This is a genomic window from Streptomyces sp. NPDC028711, assembly GCF_055565415.1.
This window is the reverse complement of the sequence record NZ_JBVHUJ010000008.1, coordinates 53,601-71,835: the sequence shown is the minus strand read 5'-3', so window position 1 is coordinate 71,835 and position 18,235 is coordinate 53,601. Positions and strand designations below refer to the sequence as shown.

14 protein-coding genes are annotated in these 18,235 nt (G+C 73.7%); 10 read left to right on the top strand and 4 right to left on the bottom strand.

Going from position 1 to position 18,235, the window contains the following annotated elements:
* Nucleotides 1-60: 60 nt before the first annotated feature.
* Nucleotides 61-540 (bottom strand): SRPBCC family protein, encoded by a 480-nt coding sequence (locus ACZ4VK_RS24155; RefSeq protein ID WP_468355510.1) that lies wholly within the window; start codon nt 538-540, stop codon nt 61-63.
* 71 nt (nt 541-611) lie between these two features.
* The gene (locus ACZ4VK_RS24150) at nt 612-1,928 is read right to left on the bottom strand and encodes a type III PLP-dependent enzyme domain-containing protein (RefSeq protein WP_468355507.1); all 1,317 of its coding nucleotides are present in this window, start codon (nt 1,926-1,928) and stop codon (nt 612-614) included.
* A 114-nt stretch (nt 1,929-2,042) separates the two neighbouring features.
* Between ACZ4VK_RS24150 and hutU the strand changes: the two genes are divergently transcribed.
* From hutU to ACZ4VK_RS24100, 10 genes are all read left to right on the top strand, one after another.
* Nucleotides 2,043-3,728 (top strand): urocanate hydratase, encoded by a 1,686-nt coding sequence (hutU, locus tag ACZ4VK_RS24145; protein WP_468355504.1) that lies wholly within the window; start codon nt 2,043-2,045, stop codon nt 3,726-3,728.
* Between the two features lie 17 nt (nt 3,729-3,745).
* Nucleotides 3,746-4,942, top strand: a complete 1,197-nt coding sequence (locus tag ACZ4VK_RS24140; protein WP_468356342.1) for an allantoate amidohydrolase — start codon at nt 3,746-3,748, stop codon at nt 4,940-4,942.
* Nucleotides 4,933-6,273 carry a formimidoylglutamate deiminase gene (locus ACZ4VK_RS24135; RefSeq protein ID WP_468355501.1) on the top strand — a complete coding sequence of 447 codons (1,341 nt, stop codon included), beginning with the start codon at nt 4,933-4,935 and terminating at the stop codon, nt 6,271-6,273. Before ACZ4VK_RS24140 ends, ACZ4VK_RS24135 begins: the two co-directional genes overlap by 10 nt.
* A 123-nt stretch (nt 6,274-6,396) precedes the next feature.
* Nucleotides 6,397-7,566, top strand: coding sequence for an imidazolonepropionase (gene hutI / locus ACZ4VK_RS24130; protein ID WP_468355498.1), 1,170 nt, complete (start codon nt 6,397-6,399; stop codon nt 7,564-7,566).
* A gap of 207 nt (nt 7,567-7,773) precedes the next feature.
* Nucleotides 7,774-8,865 carry a GNAT family N-acetyltransferase gene (locus tag ACZ4VK_RS24125; protein ID WP_468355494.1) on the top strand — a complete coding sequence of 364 codons (1,092 nt, stop codon included), beginning with the start codon at nt 7,774-7,776 and terminating at the stop codon, nt 8,863-8,865.
* A 189-nt stretch (nt 8,866-9,054) separates the two neighbouring features.
* The gene (locus tag ACZ4VK_RS24120; RefSeq protein ID WP_468356339.1) at nt 9,055-10,326 is read left to right on the top strand and encodes a glycosyltransferase family 2 protein; all 1,272 of its coding nucleotides are present in this window, start codon (nt 9,055-9,057) and stop codon (nt 10,324-10,326) included.
* Nucleotides 10,323-11,132 (top strand): polysaccharide deacetylase family protein, encoded by an 810-nt coding sequence (locus ACZ4VK_RS24115; RefSeq protein ID WP_468355491.1) that lies wholly within the window; start codon nt 10,323-10,325, stop codon nt 11,130-11,132. Before ACZ4VK_RS24120 ends, ACZ4VK_RS24115 begins: the two co-directional genes overlap by 4 nt.
* Before the next feature lie 162 nt (nt 11,133-11,294).
* Nucleotides 11,295-13,187 carry a hypothetical protein gene (locus ACZ4VK_RS24110; RefSeq protein WP_468355488.1) on the top strand — a complete coding sequence of 631 codons (1,893 nt, stop codon included), beginning with the start codon at nt 11,295-11,297 and terminating at the stop codon, nt 13,185-13,187.
* 55 nt (nt 13,188-13,242) lie between these two features.
* A complete protein-coding gene (locus ACZ4VK_RS24105) occupies nt 13,243-13,695 on the top strand; it encodes a hypothetical protein (protein WP_468355485.1) in 453 nt (150 codons plus the stop codon).
* Nucleotides 13,692-14,753, top strand: coding sequence for a glycosyl hydrolase (locus ACZ4VK_RS24100; protein WP_468355482.1), 1,062 nt, complete (start codon nt 13,692-13,694; stop codon nt 14,751-14,753). The genes ACZ4VK_RS24105 and ACZ4VK_RS24100 overlap by 4 nt, the downstream gene beginning before the upstream one ends.
* Nucleotides 14,754-14,774: 21 nt before the next feature.
* Here the strand turns inward: ACZ4VK_RS24100 and ACZ4VK_RS24095 are convergent, their stop codons facing one another.
* Nucleotides 14,775-16,973, bottom strand: coding sequence for a lipopolysaccharide biosynthesis protein (locus tag ACZ4VK_RS24095; protein ID WP_468355479.1), 2,199 nt, complete (start codon nt 16,971-16,973; stop codon nt 14,775-14,777).
* On the bottom strand, nt 16,970-18,166 hold the full coding sequence (locus tag ACZ4VK_RS24090; protein WP_468355476.1) for a DegT/DnrJ/EryC1/StrS family aminotransferase: 1,197 nt from the start codon (nt 18,164-18,166) through the stop codon (nt 16,970-16,972). The genes ACZ4VK_RS24095 and ACZ4VK_RS24090 overlap by 4 nt, the downstream gene beginning before the upstream one ends.
* Between the last annotated feature and the right edge of the window lie 69 nt (nt 18,167-18,235).

Sequence of the window (18,235 nt, the reverse complement as noted above, 5' to 3'; positions counted from 1 at the left end):
CTGGCATTTTCCACCGGAACATGCCAGCGGCTGTCCGAATCATGCGCGTGGCCCGGGGGCTCAGAGGCGCGACTCCACCGCGTTCGCGATGTCGGACAGGTCCTTCGCGAGCGCCTTGGCGACGGCCTTCGCGCCGAAGCGGGCGAGCAGCCGGGTGAGGAAACCCGGGGCGCGGCCGTGGGCGGGCCTGGCGGAGAAGGTCATCCGCAGCGTTGTGCCCCCGCTGCCGTCGGGGGTGAGGGTGAGCTCGGAGACGTAGTGCATGCCGTGCGAGTCGGCGACCGTGACGTACCGGTCGGGCGGCTCGCACTCCGTCACGGTCATCTCCTCCGTCGCCTCCCTGCCCAGCATCCGCCGGGTCTCGCGCCAGCGGGTGCCCACGTCGAAGCCGCCCTCGGTGAGCACCTCCACCCTCTGGACGCCCGAGAGGACGCGGGGCATCTCCCGCAGGTCGGTGATCGCCTCCCAGACCCGTCCGGGGGAGGCGGCGACCCGGCGCTCGACGACGACGGATGTGGTGTCCGTACCGGTTCCAGTCATGGCTTCATCGAAGCCGGGCCGCCGGGCCGCCGCTACCGGACGGCGCGGACGGCCCGGCCCCCCGCCCGCCGTTACCCGAGGAGCGCGTCCGCGTGGGCCCCGCCCGACTCGGCGACGATCTCGGCGAGCGTCTGGGGCGTCCGTACCGTCGCGAAGGTGACCGTGCCGTCGTCGGCCACCGTGAAGCCGTGCACGCCGGGGCGGAGCAGGCTGTTGTACGCGTAGTGGTGGGCGAAGTAGTACGCGCCGGTGTCCGGGACGGCCACCACGTCGCCGGGGTGGAGCAGCGGCAGCTCGCGGCCCGTGGCGAGCAGGTCCCCGGCGAAGCAGGCGGGGCCCGCCACGTCCTGGACGGTGGTCTCGCCGGTGCGGGGGCGGCCCTCGGAGTCGTACGCGAGGAGGCGCAGGGGCCAGGACTCGGGGGCGTAGACCGTACGGGTGGCCAGCTGGACGCCCGCGTGGGTGACGGCGATCGGGCGGCCGCCCGAGGTCTTGGTGTACTCCACCCGGGCGAGGACCGTGCCGTGCTTGGCGAGCAGGGAGCGGCCGAATTCGGTCACCAGGCGGTAGCGGCCGTCGAACAGCCCCGGGACGGTGTCGGCGAGCAGCCGGGCGTACGCGGCGTATGTGGGCGTCTCCTCGTCGGAGGTGAAGTTGACCGGCAGGCCGCCGCCGATGTCGAGGGTGTCGATCTGCTGTCGGCCCGCGGCGGTGTTGATCTCCTCGGCGAGGGCGTAGGCCTCACCGACGCCTTCGGCCATCAGGGTGAGGGGGACGCCCTGGGAGCCGGTGTGGGTGTGAAGGCGGGTCAGCCAGGGCCGGTCCAGGTAGGCCTGGACGACGGTCTTGCGGGCCCCCTCGTCGCGGAGCGTCACGCCGAACTTGGAGGTGGCCGTCGCGGTCGAGAGGGCGTCGATGGCACCGGCTCCGACCTGGGGGTTCACCCGGAGGCCCAGGGGCGAGGCGGTGGGCGCGGAGGCGACGAGCGCGTCGATCCTGGCGAGTTCCTGGAGGTTGTCGGCGTTGACGGCGATGCCGAGTGCGAGGGCCTGGCGGAGCTCGGCGGGGGTCTTGGCGGGGGAGTCGAGCACGGTGTGGGAGGGCGGGACGCCGGCGGCGCGGGCGAGGGCCAGCTCGCCGGGGCTCGCGACCTCGGCGCCGAGTCCGGCCTCGTGGAGGAGGCGCAGGACGGGCACGAGCGGGGCGGCCTTGACGGCGAAGGCGTGCAGCACGTGGGCGTCGGTGACGGCGGCGAACGCGCTGGTCAGGGCGGCGGCCGAGGCGCGGATGCCGGCGGTGTCGAGGAGGGCGACGACCGGCTGGGAGGGGGAGAGGAGTCCTTGATCGACGGAGGCTCGGACGGCGAGATCGCGACGGGAGGAGGCCATGGGAACCATCCTCGTCGATGGGTTCACCGGTACGGGTGAGGGCGGCCCTGTTGACTACATCTATTCATGCCGCCAGGATGTGAATATCTGAACGTCATTCGAGGAGGCACCGCCATGTCAGGACCCCGCCCCGTACGAGCAGCGCGCGGTACGGAACTGAGCGCCCTGGGATGGCAGCAGGAGGCCGCCCTCCGGATGCTCCAGAACAACCTCGACCCCGAGGTCGCCGAGCACCCCGACAAGCTCGTCGTCTACGGCGGCACCGGCAAGGCCGCCCGCGACTGGCGCTCCTTCGACGCCATGGTCCGCACCCTGCGCACCCTCAAGCAGGACGAGACGATGCTCGTCCAGTCCGGCCGCCCCGTCGGCGTCATGCAGACCCACGAGTGGGCCCCGCGCGTCCTCCTCGCCAACTCCAACCTGGTCGGCGACTGGGCCAACTGGGAGGAGTTCCGCCGCCTGGAGCAGCTCGGCCTGACCATGTACGGCCAGATGACCGCCGGCTCCTGGATCTACATCGGCACCCAGGGCATCCTCCAGGGCACGTACGAGACCTTCGCCGCCGTCGCCGCGAAGCTGCATTCAATGGGTAAGGGAGGGGTCGGCGGCACCCTCGCCGGCACGATCACCCTCACCGCCGGCCTCGGCGGCATGGGCGGCGCCCAGCCGCTCGCCGTCACCATGAACGACGGCGTCGCGATCTGTATCGACGTCGACCCGCGCGCCATCGAGCGCCGCATCGAGCACCGCTACCTGGACGTGAAGGCCGACAGCCTGGCCCACGCCCTCCAGCTGGCCACCGAGGCCCGCGACGCCCGCCGCCCGCTCTCCATCGGCCTCCTCGGCAACGCGTCGGAGCTGCTCCCGCAGATGCTCGCCGAGGGCGCGCCGATCGACATCGTCACCGACCAGACGAGCGCCCACGACCCGCTCTCGTACTGCCCGGCCGGCGTGGCCTTCGAGGACATGGCCTCCGCCGCCGCCAAGGACCCGGCCGGCTTCACGACCCGGGCCCGCGAGTCCATGGCCCGGCACGTCGAGGCCATGGTCGGCTTCATGGACGCCGGCGCCGAGGTCTTCGACTACGGCAACTCCATCCGCGGCGAGGCCCAGCTCGCCGGGTACGACCGCGCGTTCGCCTTCCCCGGCTTCGTCCCGGCGTACATCCGCCCGCTGTTCTGCGAGGGCAAGGGCCCGTTCCGCTGGGCCGCGCTCTCCGGCGAGGCCTCGGACATCCACAAGACGGACAAGGCGCTCCTGGAGCTCTTCCCGGAGAACGAATCGCTCCACCGCTGGATCAAGATGGCGGGGGAGAGGGTCCACTTCCAGGGGCTCCCGGCCCGCATCTGCTGGCTCGGCCAGGGCGAGCGCGACAAGGCCGGCGACATGTTCAACGACATGGTCGGCAACGGCACCCTCGCCGCGCCCCTCGCCATCGGCCGCGACCACCTCGACTGCGGCTCGGTGGCCTCCCCGTACCGCGAGACCGAGGCCATGCTCGACGGCTCCGACGCCATCGCCGACTGGCCGCTCCTGAACGCCATGGTGAACGTCGCCTCCGGCGCCTCCTGGGTCTCCATCCACCACGGCGGCGGCGTCGGCATGGGCCGCTCCCTCCACGCCGGCCAGGTCTCGGTGGCCGACGGCACGGCGCTCGCGGGCGAGAAGATCCGCCGCGTCCTGACGAACGACCCGGGCATGGGCGTCATCCGCCACGTCGACGCGGGCTACGACATCGCGGAGCGGGTCGCGGACGAGAAGGGCGTCCGCGTCCCGATGCGCGAGGGCGACGACGCGTGAGTGCCACGTTCCACGCCATGTGGCGGTCGCTGCGGCCCATCGGCCGCAGCGCCGCCTCCGGCGGATACCGGCGCTACGCCTGGACCGGGGCCGACGCCGACTGCCGGCTCTGGTTCCGGATGCAGGCCGAGGCCCGCCGCCTGGACGTCGAGACCGACCGCAACGGCAACCAGTGGGCCTGGCTCGGCGACCCGACGGCCGGCGACGCCGTCGTCACCGGCTCGCACCTGGACTCCGTCCCCGACGGCGGCGCCTTCGACGGCCCCCTCGGCGTCGTCTCCGCCTTCGCCGCGCTCGACGAACTCCGCGCCCGGGGCGTCCAGTTCAAGCGCCCCCTCGCCATCACCAACTTCGGTGACGAGGAAGGCGCCCGCTTCGGCCTCGCCTGCGTCGGCTCCCGCCTCACCGCCGGCCGGCTGACGAAGGAGCAGGCGTACGAGCTCCGCGACGCGGACGGGATCAGCCTCCCGCAGGCCATGGAGGCCGCCGGGTACGACCCCTCGGGGATCGGCCCGGACCCGGAGCGGCTCGCCCGCATCGGCGCGTTCGTCGAGCTCCACGTCGAGCAGGGCCGCGCCCTCGACCTGTCCGGGGACCCCGTCGGCATCGCCTCCTCCATCTGGCCGCACGGCCGCTGGCGGTACGACTTCGCCGGCGAGGCCAACCACGCCGGCACCACCCGGCTCGTCGACCGCCGCGACCCGATGCTCACCTACGCGGAGACGGTGCTCGCCGCCCGCCGCGAGGCCGAACTCGCGGGCGCCGTCGCCACCTTCGGCAAGATCGCGGTCGAGCCCAACGGCGTCAACGCCATCCCGTCCCTGGTCCGCGGCTGGCTCGACGCCCGCGCCGCCGACCAGGGGTCCCTGGACAAGGTCGTCGCGGGCGTGGAGGCGGAGGCGAGGGCATACGCCGACCGCCACGGCATCGACCTCACGGTCGTCCGGGAGTCCTTCACACCGGTCGTGGAGTTCTCGCACGCCCTGCGCGACGAGCTCTCCCGCATCCTCGGCACCACCGGGAAGGTCCCGGTCCTCGGCACCGGCGCGGGACACGACGCGGGCATCCTGTCCGAATCGATCCCGACCGCCATGCTGTTCGTGCGGAACCCCACCGGGGTCTCCCACTCCCCGGCCGAATTCGCGGCCGAGGACGACTGCGCGGCCGGAGTCCTCGCACTCGCCGACGTACTGGAGGAGCTGGCGTGCCGCTGACGACGTACTGGCTGGAACACGCCTGGCTCGACACGAACGTCGAGCCGGGCGTGGCCCTGGAGGTCGACGCCGACGGCAGGATCGCCGCCGTACGCACGGGGGTGGACGCCCCGCCCCCGGGCGCCGTCGTCCTCCGCGGCCTCACGATCCCCGGCCTCGCCAACGCCCACTCGCACGCCTTCCACCGCGCCCTGCGCGGTACCGTCCAGGTCGGCTCCGGCACCTTCTGGACCTGGCGCGAGGTCATGTACGCCGTCGCCCAGCGGCTCACCCCCGACAGCTACTTCGCCCTGGCCCGCGCCGTGTACGCGGAGATGGCCCTCGCGGGCATCACCTCCGTCGGCGAGTTCCACTACCTCCACCACGGGCCCGGCGGCACCCCGTACGCCGACCCCAACGCCATGGGCGAGGCCCTGATCGCGGCCGCCGCCGAAGCGGGCATCCGCATCACCCTCCTCGACACCGCGTACCTCTCCTCCGGCTTCGGCGCCGCGCCCGAGCCCCACCAGCTCCGCTTCACCGACGGCACGGCGGACGCCTGGGCGGAGCGGGTCTCGGCCCTGAAGGAGGGGGACGGCGTACGGATCGGGGCGGCGATCCACTCCGTACGGGCGGTCCCGGCGGACCAGCTGGCCACGGTCGCCCGGTGGGCCCAGGACCGGCGGGCTCCCCTCCACGTCCACCTGTCGGAGCAGACCGCGGAGAACGACGCCTGCCAGGCCGCCCACGGCATGACTCCCACCCAGCTCCTCGCCGAGCACGGCGTCCTCGGCCCCCGGACCACGGGCGTCCACAACACCCACATGACGCGGACCGACGTAGGCCTGATCGGTTCGACGTCGACGGGCACCTGCATGTGCCCCACCACCGAACGCGACCTCGCGGACGGCATCGGCCCGGCCGTGGCCCTCCAGCGCGCCGGCTCCCCGCTCTCCCTCGGCAGCGACAGCCACGCGGTGATCGACCTCCTGGAGGAGGCGCGGGCCATGGAACTGAACGAGCGCCTGCGCACCCGCACCCGAGGCCACTGGACGGCGGCGGCCCTCCTCCGGGCGGCGACGGCGGACGGCCACGCGGCCCTCGGCTGGCAGGAGGCGGGAGTCCTGGAGCAGGGCGCGCTCGCCGACTTCACCACGATCGCGCTCGACTCCGTCAGGACAGCGGGACCGGCACCGCGTCTGGCAGCCGAGACGGCGGTATTCGCAGCGTCGGCCGCGGACGTCCGGCACACGATCGTGGGCGGCCGTCATGTCGTACGGGACGGGGTCCACCAGTCCGTACCGGACGTCGGCCGGGCCCTCGCCGACTCGATCGCCACGCTCAGAGCCTGAAGGCGAGCTGTGGGCATCTGTTCCTCCCCCAGACTTCGTCCGGGCGGTGCCCCCAGGGCGGAACGGGTGGGCACAGCCGACCACCGGCCCGCACCCGAACGCCCGCCCCCACCGGAGAGCACCATGACGACGACGCTCATCACGAACATCGCCACCCTCGTCACGAACGACCCCGCCCTCGGCGAGGGCCCGCTCGGCCTGATCAAGGACGCGGCGCTGATCCTCGACGGCGACCACGTGGCCTGGGCGGGCCCGGCCGCCCAGGCCCCCGCGGCGGACCGCTCCGTCGACGCCGCCGGCCGCGCTGTCGTCCCCGGCTTCGTCGACTCCCACTCCCACCTCGTCTTCGCGGGCGACCGCACGGCCGAGTTCAACGCGCGGATGTCGGGCGCGGCGTACAAGGCGGGCGGCATCCGCACCACGGTCGCGGCGACGCGCGCGGCGAGCGACGAGGCCCTGTCGGCGAACGTCGCCCGCTACCTGCGCGAGGCCCTCCGCCAGGGCACGACCACCTTCGAGACGAAGTCCGGCTACGGCCTGACGGTCGAGGACGAGGCCCGCGCCCTCCGCATCGCCGCCGAGCACACCGACGAGGTGACGTACCTCGGCGCGCACATCGTCTCCCCGGACTACGCGGACGACCCGGCGGCGTACGTGGACCTCGTGACGGGCGAGATGCTGGACGCCTGCGCCCCGTACGCCCGCTGGATCGACGTCTTCTGCGAGAAGGGCGCCTTCGACGGCGACCAGGCCCGCGCGATCCTCACCGCCGGCAAGGCGAAGGGCCTCCACCCCCGGGTGCACGCCAACCAGCTGACGTACGGCCCGGGTGTCCAGCTGGCGGTGGAGCTCGACGCGGCGAGCGCGGACCACTGCACCCACCTGACGGACGAGGACGTGGACGCGCTGGCGAACTCGTCGACGGTGGCGACCCTCCTCCCGGGCGCGGAGTTCTCCACCCGGGCGGAATGGCCGAACGCCCGCCGCCTCCTCGACGCGGGCGTGACGGTGGCGCTCTCCACGGACTGCAACCCGGGCTCGTCCTTCACGTCCTCCGTCCCGTTCTGCATCGCGCTCGCCGTACGGGACATGGGCATGACCCCCGACGAAGCGCTCTGGTCCGCCACGGCCGGCGGCGCGGCGGCCCTCCGCCGCACGGACGTGGGCCGCCTCACCCCCGGCACCCGCGCCGACCTCACCGTCCTGGACGCCCCGTCCCACGTCCACCTGGCCTACCGTCCGGGGGTGCCGCTGGTGACGGAGGTCTGGCGCGCGGGCATCAAGGTGGCCTGACCGCACGGCCCGACCTCCCGAGCGCGGAGAAGCTGGTAGCCCGGCCAGGCGCCGAACCCGTCGGCGTCCCCCGTTCCGGTTTGCCCCCGCCGTGTCCCACCTTCACGGGTTGGTCACGGAAAGACCGAGTATCCCTGTCTCGCAGGGTTCCGGACCGGTACCGTCCTGTCCTGGCAGTACTCAGGGGTGGACCGGGGGGTCGGCAAGGTGAGTGCTTTTCGTGTGCGGATCGTGCGGCCGGGGGAGCTGAGCGAGCGCGAGATCGAGGCATGGCGGGAGCTGCGGGCCAAGGCCGGTGCTCCCGCGAACCCCTTCATGGAGCCGGAGTTCACGCAGGCGGTCGCCGAGGTGCGGCCCCGTTCGCGGGTCGCCGTGTGGGAGGAAGGGGGCGAGCCCGTCGGGTTCTTTCCCTTCGAGAAAGGGCCGTTGGGGCTCGGGCGCGCCATCGGCTTCGGCGTCTCCGACAGCCAGGGCGCTGTTCTCCGTCCCGGGCTGCGGCCGGGGGCGCGCGCGGTGCTCCGCGCCTGCGGGATCGCCATGTGGGAGTTCGACAACCTGGAGGACGGCCAGCCCGTCTTCGAGGGCGCCGCGTCCGAGTCCTTCGCCTCGCCCGTGATCGACGTCGGCGAGGGATACGCGGCCTACGAGGCGCTGCTGCGCGTCCAGTCGCCCAAGTTCCTCAAGTCCACCCTCGCCAAGGAGCGCAAGCTCGGCCGCCAGGCCGACGGCGAGGTCCGCTTCGTCTTCGACGAGCGCGACCCGGCGGCGCTGCGCACCCTCATGGAGTGGAAGTCCGCCCAGTACCGCAGGACCGGGCGCGGTGACCGCTTCGCCCAGGAGTGGATCACCACCCTCGTCCGGCGTCTCCACGAGCGGCGCGCGCCCGGCTGCTCCGGCGTCCTGTCCGTGCTGTACGTGGGGGAGCGGCCGATCGCCGCGCACTTCGGGCTGCGGTCCGCGACCGTGCTGTCCTGCTGGTTCCCTTCGTACGACCCCGAGTTCGCGAAGTACTCGCCCGGCCTCGTCCTCCATCTCCGGATGGCCGAGGCGGCGGCCGCCGCCGGGATCGGGATGCTCGACCTGGGGCGCGGCGACGCCGAGTACAAGGACGCGCTGAAGACCGGGGAGCTGACGGTGACCGAGGGGGCCGTCTTCGTCCCCGGCGCCCGGGCCGCCCTGCACTGGCTGGGGCGCGAGCCCGCACGGCGTGCCCACAGCTTCGTCCGCAACCGGCCCGCCCTCGCGGCCCGGGCGAGATCCGCTCTCAACGGGGTCGCCAGGCTGCGGGGCAACCGTTAGCCGGGGTCGTCCGTCCCCGTCGTCCCGGCGTGTGCCGTGGCCGCTGTTCCGGCGGGTTTCCTCCGTACCCGTAATCCCCGCGCCCACCACGGCAGTTGCTCCAGTGGCCGTCGTCCGTACCCCGTCGCCGTACTCCCCCGAGGGACCCCGTTGAGCAGCCGACCCGCCCCGCCCCCGCCCCCGCGTTCGATCTCCGTCGCCGAGCTCGATCTCGACGCGCCCGACGGGAACGTCCTGTCGCTCCGGCCCGCGCCCGGCGGGCCGCCGCTCGTGGCCGGTGACGTGTACGCGCTCGTACGGCTCCGGGGGCGGCCCGCCGCCACCGTCATCGGGACCGCCGCGGAGGGCGAGGACCCCGCCGAGGTGCTCGGCGCGCTCGCCCGCGAGCGGCTCGCGGCCGCCGGGCCGCGCGCCGACGCCGAGCGCCTTGCCGCCCGGTCGGAGCCGGTGCCCGCCGGCCCCCCGCCCCGGGCCTCCGTCGTCGTCGCCACCCGCGAGCGCCCCGAGCAGCTCGCCCGCGCCCTCGACTCGCTCGTCGTCCAGGATCACCCGGACTTCGAGATCGTCGTCGTCGACAACGCGCCCCGGACCACGGACACGTACGGCCTGGTCACGGGGAAGTACGCCGACCGCGTCCGGTACGTCCGCGAGGACACCCCGGGGCTCGCCGTCGCCCACAACGCCGGCCTCGCCGCCGCCGACGGTCCCGTCCTCGCCTTCACCGACGACGACGTCATCGCCGACCCGCACTGGCTGACCGCGCTCACCGGGCCGTTCGCCGCCGATCCGGGCCTCGGGTGCGTCACCGGTCTGATCCTGCCCGCCCGGCTCGCCACCCCCGCCCAGGTCCTCCTCGAATCGCACGGCGGCTTCGCCAAGGGTTTCGCACCCCGCCTGTACGACCCGGCGGACCCGCCCGCCGACGAACCCCTCTTCCCGTTCACGGCGGGCAGTTTCGGCTCCGGCGCCAACATGGCCTTCCGGACGGAAGCCCTCCGGCAGGCCGGCGGTTTCGACCCGGCGACCGGCACCGGGACGGCGGCGAAGGGCGGCGACGACCTGTACGCCTTCGTCGCCGTCCTCTCCGCGGGCTTCCGGCTCCGCTACACCGCCGAGGCCCTCGTCTGGCACCACCACCGCGACACCTGGCAGGACCTGCGGAACCAGGCGTACGGCTACGGCGCCGGGCTCACCGCGTACCTCACCGCGACCCTCGTCCGCAGCCCCCGTCTGCTGCCCGCGCTGCTCACCCGGCTGCCGCGCGGCCTCGCGTACGCCCGGGCGATGACCGCCCAGCGCGGGGAGACGGCCCCCGGCGGCGTCCCCGGCGAGCACGGCACCCACCACCACCCCTGGCCCCGAAGCCTCTCCCGACTGGAGCGACGCGGCATGCTCTACGGCCCCCTCGGATACGCGAAAGCCCGCGTCACGGCACGACGGCACGGGAGGAACCCCCGATGAGCGGCGTCCCCCTCCCCGCCCGCGTCCCCGTCCTCCTCTACCACGCCGTGATGGACGACCCCCCGGACTGGATCGCCGAATTCACTGTCACACCACGGCAGTTCGCCTCGCAGCTGGACGCGATCGTCGCCAGCGGCCGCACCCCGGTCACCGTCGGCACCCTCGCCGCGCACCTCGCCTCCGGGGCCCCGCTGCCGGACCGGCCCGCCGTCATCACCTTCGACGACGGCTTCGCCGACCTGGCGGGGCCGACGGCCGAGGCGCTCGCCGCCCGGGGCCTGCCGGCCACCGCGTACCTCACCACCGGGGCCATCACCCGCGGCCGGCCCTGCCTGCTGCCGCCCGCGCCGATGATGACCCTCGCGCAGACACCGCGCCTGGAGGAGTACGGCATGGAGGTCGGCGCCCACACCGCCACCCACGCGCAGCTCGACACCCTGGCCCCGGCCGCCCTCCGCCGCGAACTGCGCGAACCGAAGGCGGTCCTGGAGGACGTCCTCGGCCACGGGGTACGGCACCTGGCCTATCCGCACGGCTACAACAGCCCCGCCGTACGCCGGGCCGCCGCGGCCGCCGGCTACACCTCGGCCGCCGCCGTCCGGCACGCCCTGAGCTCCCGGCGCGACGAGATCTACCGCATCGCCCGGCTCATCGTGCGCCGCACCCACACCACGGCCGACGTGGAGCGGTGGATGGAGGGCCGGGGCGCGAAGACCGCCCCGTACCGGGATTCGCTGCCCACGGTCGGGTGGCGGATGTACCGGCGGACGCGCGCTCTGATGAAGGGGCCCGAGTTCGCCGGCTGAGCCGCAAAAGCGGATCAAGATCAGCAACTCTCTCATCGGGGAAGGGAGTTGAATGTGCGTACATAACCGAAGTACGTTCCTTTGTTTCGCCAAGGGGAGCGTGGGGGGAGAGCCGTCGTGCAGCACCATGTGCCATCAACACCGGTGACCGGGAGCGACGGCGTGCCGTCGCAGCCCTCCGCGCAGGGCCGGGAGGCCATGGAGCGCGAAGCCGGGGAGCAGGCCGTCGGCGAAACCCCGGTCCCCCGCCGCCGGACCGGCCCTGCCGCCGCGCTCCGCTCCCCGGCCGCCCTCAACCTGGCCCTCCTCGTCCTCGCCGCCGCGCTCTGGCTGTGGGCACTGCCTCGCATCGACTTCCGGAGCATCGAGGAGTTCGGCCTCCTCGACCGCTTCCCCCTCGGCTTCTACGCCGCCCTCGCCGTCCTGACCTGCGGGTTCGTCATCACCCTGCGGCGTGCCGGCACCGCGCCCCTCTGGCCCGCCACTTACTGCGCGGCGATGCTCGTCGCCCTCAAGGCGCCGCCCGCGATCCTCTACGACACCGTCCGCTACGCCTGGGCGTCCAAGCACGACGCGATCATCAGCAGGCTCCTCACGGAGGGCACCGTCCATCCCGGGCGCGAACTCTCCGGCGGCATGTCGGCCTACGACCAGTGGCCCGGCTTCTTCTCCCTCGACGCCGCGCTCGTCCGCGCCTTCGGCGTCGATGCCGCCGCCTCGTTCATCAACTGGGCCCCGGTGGCGCTCGGCCTGCTCACCGTGCCCGTCCTCATCCTCGTCTACCGCACGTTCAGCGACGACTGGCGGCTCGTGTGGACCGGGGTGTGGATCTTCCAGCTGGCGAACTGGGTCGGCCAGGACTACCTCTCCCCGCAGGGCTTCTCGTACCTGCTCTACCTCACCGTCTTCGCCGTCGTCGTCCGGCACTTCGTCCTGCCCGGTTCGGCGGGCGCGCTCCGTGACCGCTCCGCGCTCGACCCGGCCGCCGCGTCCGTACCGCCGCCCACGACCGCCCGGCAGCGGGCGGTCGCCGTCCTCTTCCTCGTCCCGATCATCGCCACCATCAACGCCTCGCACCAGCTCACGCCCGTGATGCTGTGCGCGAGTCTCTTCGCCCTCTGCCTCACCCGCCGCTACCGCAACCTCGGGCTCCTCGCCACCGCCGGCCTGATCATGCTGGCCTGGAACCTGACCATGGGCCGGGAACTCTTCCTCGACACCCTCGGCACCCTGCGCGAGAAGGCCGGCGACCTCCTCGGCAACTCCCGCCCGGGCTTCGCCGGCGACCCCACGGGCCCCGGCCCGGAACTGGTCGGCAACGCCAACGTCCTGATGGTCCTCGGCCTTGCCGGGCTCGCCGCCGCGGCCGTGCTGCTCCGCCGCAAACTGGCCCGCAGCGCCCTGCCGCTGGTGCTCGCCGCCGCCGCACCCCTCCCGATGTTCGCCGTCAACGACTACGGCGGCGAGATGATCTTCCGCGTCTACCTCTTCGGGCTGCCCGGCGCCGCTTTCTTCGCCGCCGCCGCGCTCGTCCCCGCCGCCGGGGCCGCGAGCCGCGCCGCCGTGATCGCCCGCCGCACGGCCGCCGTCGCCCTGCCCGTCACCCTCGTCGCCCTGCTCGCCGGCTTCCTGCCCTCGTACTACGGCAAGGAAGGCATGCACTACGCGCCGCCGGGCGAGACCGCCCTCACCCGCCGCGCCTTCGACCGGGCGCCCGAGGGAGCACTGATCCTCGCCGCGACCGGCGCCTTCGCCGACTCCTACTACCGCTACGACCACTACGAGCGCTGGTTCTTCACCGAGCAGGAGGTCGACGAGAACCTCCGCATGCTGAAGGACCCGGCAGGCTACCTCGCCGGCGGCATCCCCGAGGGCCGCCCGGCCTACGTGATCCTCACCCCCACCCAGGGCGAGGCCGTCATCGGCGAGGGCTACCTCCCCGAAGGGGGCTTCGACACCCTCCGCGAGGCCCTCAAGAGCTCCCCGCTGTTCGGGGTCGTGGAGGAGAACCGGTACGGGCTCGTCCTCCGCTACCGCCCCACGACCGGCGGCTGAACACCCCTCCCGGCACGTCCCACCGCAGACCACACGCACGAGGAGCAGATACGCCTTGGCCCACCCACGTCTGACCCCGCGCGTCCAGCGCAGAGCCGCCCTCGCGGCCTCCGGATGGGTCGCCCTCGCCGCGACCGCGTTCCCCGGCGGCTCCCCGCTGCGCTGGATCCCCGTCCTCGCCTTCGTCGTCCTCGCGCCGGGCCTCGCCCTGATGCTCCCGCAGCCCCTCGGGCTGCGGCCCGGCGCCCGCCTGGAGGCCCTGGCGCTCGCCGCACCCGTCAGCCTCTCCGTGGCCACCCTCGCCGCGACCGCCCTGTTCCTGACGAAGTCCTTCTCCCTGACGGTCTTCCTCGTCGTCCTCGCCCTCTTCGTGAGCGTCGCCGCCACTCTGCCCGGTGTACCGCTGCCGGCCGCCACGCGCGGCGCCGTCGAGCGGGACGGCGCCAGGGCCGACGGCTCGCGAGGGTTCCCCCGGTTCCGTAAACGAAGGCCCGGTGGGGGGCGATGACCGGGCGGCACTCCCAGGGCGGTCCCTGGAACCGGATCGCCGTCGCGCTGGCCGCCGTCGGCGCGCTGACCGCGGGCATAGGGGTCTGGTCGACCCTCACGGAGGACGACGACCGCTGCACCCCCGACACCTCGCTCGTCGCACCGTGCGGGGCCTGGTGGGGCGCGTACATCCCGCACGACGAGAACAGCTCGCTCACCCGGCCGGTGTACGCCTTCGAGAAGAAGATCGGCCGCAAGCTCGACCTCGTCTACACGTACCACGACATGTCGGGGAGCAAGGCCGACGGCGAACTGCTCACCCCCGACGAGCGGGAACTCGGCCGCGAACGGCTCCTCATGCTGGCCTGGGAGTCCACGGTGTGGACCGAGAAGCACCACGCCAACTGGACCGAGAAACAGCTCGGGTGGAAGAACATCGCCTCGGGGGCGTACGACAGCTCCGTCATCGACCCGCAGGCCCTCCGCCTCAAGGAGTACGGCAAGCGGGTCTTCTTCTCCTTCGACCAGGAGGCCGACTTCCGCATCGAGCAGGGTGCCGGGACCCCGCAGGAGTACGTCGCCGCCTACCGCCACGTCCGTGACCGCTTCGAGAAGCTGGGCGTCACCAACGTGGTGTGGGTGTGGACCGTCTCCGGCTACCTCGGCAACGCCACCCTGATGAAGCAGCTCTACCCCGGCGACGACTACGTCGACTGGATCGGCATGGACCAGTACAACTACTACCTCTGCCACAAGTCGCCGAACTGGCTGGACTTCGACAGGAGCCAGCGCCCCAGCTACGACTGGCTCCGGAAGAACGTCTCCGCCGACAAGCCCGTCATGCTCTCCGAGTTCTCCACCGCCCCCGACCCGAAGCGGCCCGAGCGGCAGCGCGACTGGTACACCGCCATCCCTGAGGTCGCGCCGACGCTGCCGGAGGTGAAGGCGTACGTCCACTGGAACCGTGCCGTACCCGGACCCGGCTGCGACCTGACGGTCGACTCCGGTCCCGGCCTGGAGGGCTACCGGATCGCGGGCCAGGACCCGTACTTCCACCAGGACGTGCCCGGGAACTGACATGCCGGGCGGCCCCTTCGGTCAGCGTCTGCCCGACGTCAGCCCCCGGAAGGCGCACACCGCCATCGTGCCGCCGGCCAGGCCGAGGAAGAGCGGGAGCGGGGCGGCGGCGAAGGCCTGCTGTCCCGCCCAGCCCGCCCAGACCAGCACCCACACCACCCCGGCCGTGACCCGCGCGCCCACCCCGACCACCCGCAGCAGCACGGCCGTGATCAGCAGGCACAGCGCCTGGAGCACGATCGGGGCGACGGTCCGCCCCGCCCCCTCGCCCAGGAGCGCGGCGCCGGGGCCACCCGCCTCGGCCGGACGCAGGCCGAGCAGGGGCGGCGCGGTGTGCAGGGCGAGGAAGGTGGCGAGCAGGACCGCTCCGGCGTACGCGGGCCGGAAGACGCGGAGCCCGACGGCGGCGCCCTGGAGGGCGACGAACAGCAGCCCGGCGGCGAGGGTGACGGGTGGGAGCGCGGTCAGGAGACCGGTCCCGGAGAGCCGCTCCACGTCGAGCGCGCCGGCGCCGGCGAGCGGGAACCAGAAGAGCCCGGCGGCCAGGCCGAGGAGCAGCCACAGCCAGGTCACGGCCGGGCCGAGGCGGAGGAGCGGCCTCAGCCCGGCCCGGCCACGGCGGGGCGTGGCCCCTGCCGGGTCCGTGCCGGAGGCGGCGCCTTGCGGGGCGCGAGCGGTGCCCGCGCCGCCCCGTTCCCCCACGCTGCCCTGTGCCTCCTCCGCGCGCTGCCGCGGTACGTACACCGGGATGCCGAACGCCGGCGTCACCGAGTCGTGCGCCCCGCGCAGATACGCGCTCTCCCGCGCCCAGCTCGTGCCGTAGTCGTCCTCCGCGCGCTCCCTCACCCGCGCCTCGGTCTTCGGGCCCTCGGGCGCCGCCCGTCCCTTGAGCGTGGCCCGCAGGCCCGGCATGCACGCGATCGCCGTCACAGTCATCCCGCCCAGGACGGCGTATCCGGCCCCGGCGATGCCGAACGGCCCCAGGAGGAAGGCCGCGCTGCCGAGCACCAGGACGCACATCGCGCCCTGGAGGGCGGCGAGCATGCCCGTACGGCCCTGGACGCGCAGCACCCCGATGTACAGCTCGACGGCCACCCGGGGCAGCGCCGCGGCGGCGAGCAGTCGCAGCACCGTCGTGCCGTTGTCGGCGTAGTCCCCGCCGAAGGGCGCCAGGAGCAGCGGGGCGAGTACGACGAGGAAGAGGACGACCGGGACGAGCAGCAGCACCATGCGGCGCAGCGCGCCCCTGACCCCCTCGGCGAGGGAGTCGGGGCTGTGCGAGGCGTGCGCGGTGAGCGACGAGGCCATGTTGATGGCCATGAACTCCATCGTGCCGCCGACGGTGTACGCCGTGTAGAAGAACGCGTTGTGTGCGGCGTCGAAGCGGACGGCGACCATCATCGGCAGCAGGCTGATCATCAGGAGGCTGAAGACCGAACCGACCGAGTCCCCGGCGAGGAACCGGCCGATCTCCCGCATCGTGGGCGGCTCGCGGTCCCGGTCGGCGCGCGCCTGCCGGGGGATGAGGCGCCGGAAGACGAGCCAGCCGACCGGCACCACGGAGAGGGCGATCGCCGCCGCCCAGGAGACGAAGACGCCGAGCACCGGCAGGGCGACGGCGAGGACGACGAGCAGCACGAGCTTGCCGAGCGAGAAGACGGCGTTGCCGACGGGGACCCAGATGGCCCGTCTCAGCCCGGTGAGGACCGCGTCCTGGAGCGTGAGCAGGGCCCATCCGATGCTGGCGGCGGTGAAGAAGATCCCCGCGGACAGGGTGCCGAGAGGGGCGTACGAGGGTCCCCACCAGTCCAGGGTGAGCAGGAAGACCCCGCAGGCGACACCGACGACGAGGGTGCTGAAGAGGTACAGGCGCAGCACGAGCGGCCCGGTGGCGCGCCCGGCCCGGGGCACGTACCGGACGACCGCGCCGGTGAGCGTCGTCGCGGTGAGGGAGGCGAGCATCCGCTGGGCGGCGATGGCGGCGGAGCCCTGTCCGACGGCCTCCTCCGTGTAGTAGCGGGCGGCGACGAGCCAGAAGCCGAGCCCGAGGGCGGCGGAGACGCCGGTGGAGAGCATCAGCGCGTACGCGTTCCGGAAGAGGGAGCTCTCTCCGGAGCCGTCGCCCGCGCCGTCCTGGTCGGCGGGGGGCTCCGGCGCGGCGCCCCCGGGCTCCTCGGCCGCGGGACGTTCGGTGTCCCGCAGTCGTACGGTCTCGGTCACCGCGCGCCGCCGGGCGCCGCCGACAGGTGGGCCGGGCGGATGGCCGCCGCACGCAGGACGCGCAGGACCTCGTCCGCGCGGCGCGGGTCCACCGGCAGGGCGTGCCGGGCGAACCAGGCGGCCGGCCCGGGCGCGGGGGAGGGGTCGGTGAACGCCTCGCCCGCGTAGCTGTCGAGGGGTGGGTCGTAGATGTAGCCGGTGGTGATCCGGTGCCGGGCGAGGGCGTCGATCGCCGCGTCCCTGTCGTCGACGAGCAGCGGCACCCGGAACAGCGGCTGCGCCGGCTTCCCCGCGTCGCCGGGCGTGCCGTACTCGCTCCCCAGGAGGCGTCCTGTGCCGTCCTGGTGGGCGGCGAGGACGCCGTCGAGCCGGTCGAGCCTGCGGGAGGCGCGGCGGAGCCTGCCGGTGCCGGGCCGGAGCCGGTAGTCGTGCATGTCGACGCGGACCCAGGAGTGGAAGGGTTCGAGCGCGGGCGCGGCCGGGAGGGCCTGCCGCAGCGCGTCGGCGCGGAGCGGCATCCGGATCTCCTCGCGCTCCTCGAGACCGAGCCGCCGGACGGCCGCGCGCGCGGCGCCGGTCAGGCGAAGGCTGCGCAGGGTGGCCTCGGCGTACGGCCGGAGCAGATAGGCGAGTTCGGCGGTGGTGCGGGCCGGGTGCAGCAACGCGTCGCGGGCGGCGGCGAGTTCGCCGCGCAGCGCCGGGTCGGCGACGGTGAGGAAGCCGCCGGCCTTGGCGGCGGTGTGCTTCGACAGGCTGAAGACGGAGGCCTCGCCGTACGTGCCGACGGGCCGTCCGCCGACGGTCGAGCCGATCGCGTGCGCCGCGTCCTCGATCAGCGGGATGCCGAGCCGGTCGCAGTGGTCCCGCAGCTCGGGTGCCGGGTCGGGGTTCCCGTACAGATTGGTGGTGAGGACGGCGGAGAGGCCGCGCCAGACGGCCTCGGGCACGGCGGCCGTGTCGATCGACCCGTCGCGGGGGTCGAGCGGAGCCTGTACGGGGCGGAGCCCGGCGGCCAGGACGACGAAGAGGATGACGTCGTCGTTGACCGGCGACATCAGCACCCGGCCGCCGGGCCCGCACCAGTGGCGCAGTGCGAGATAGAGACCGAAGCGGCACGACGGCACGTAGAGGCACTCTCTGCCCCCGAGCCTGCCGCGCATGCGCTCTTCCATGTCCGCGTACGCAGAAACCATGTGATTCCCCCCTGAACCCCGGGCTCAATGTGGCCCAATCCGGACGGCGCGTCAACAAGGCCCCTCCGG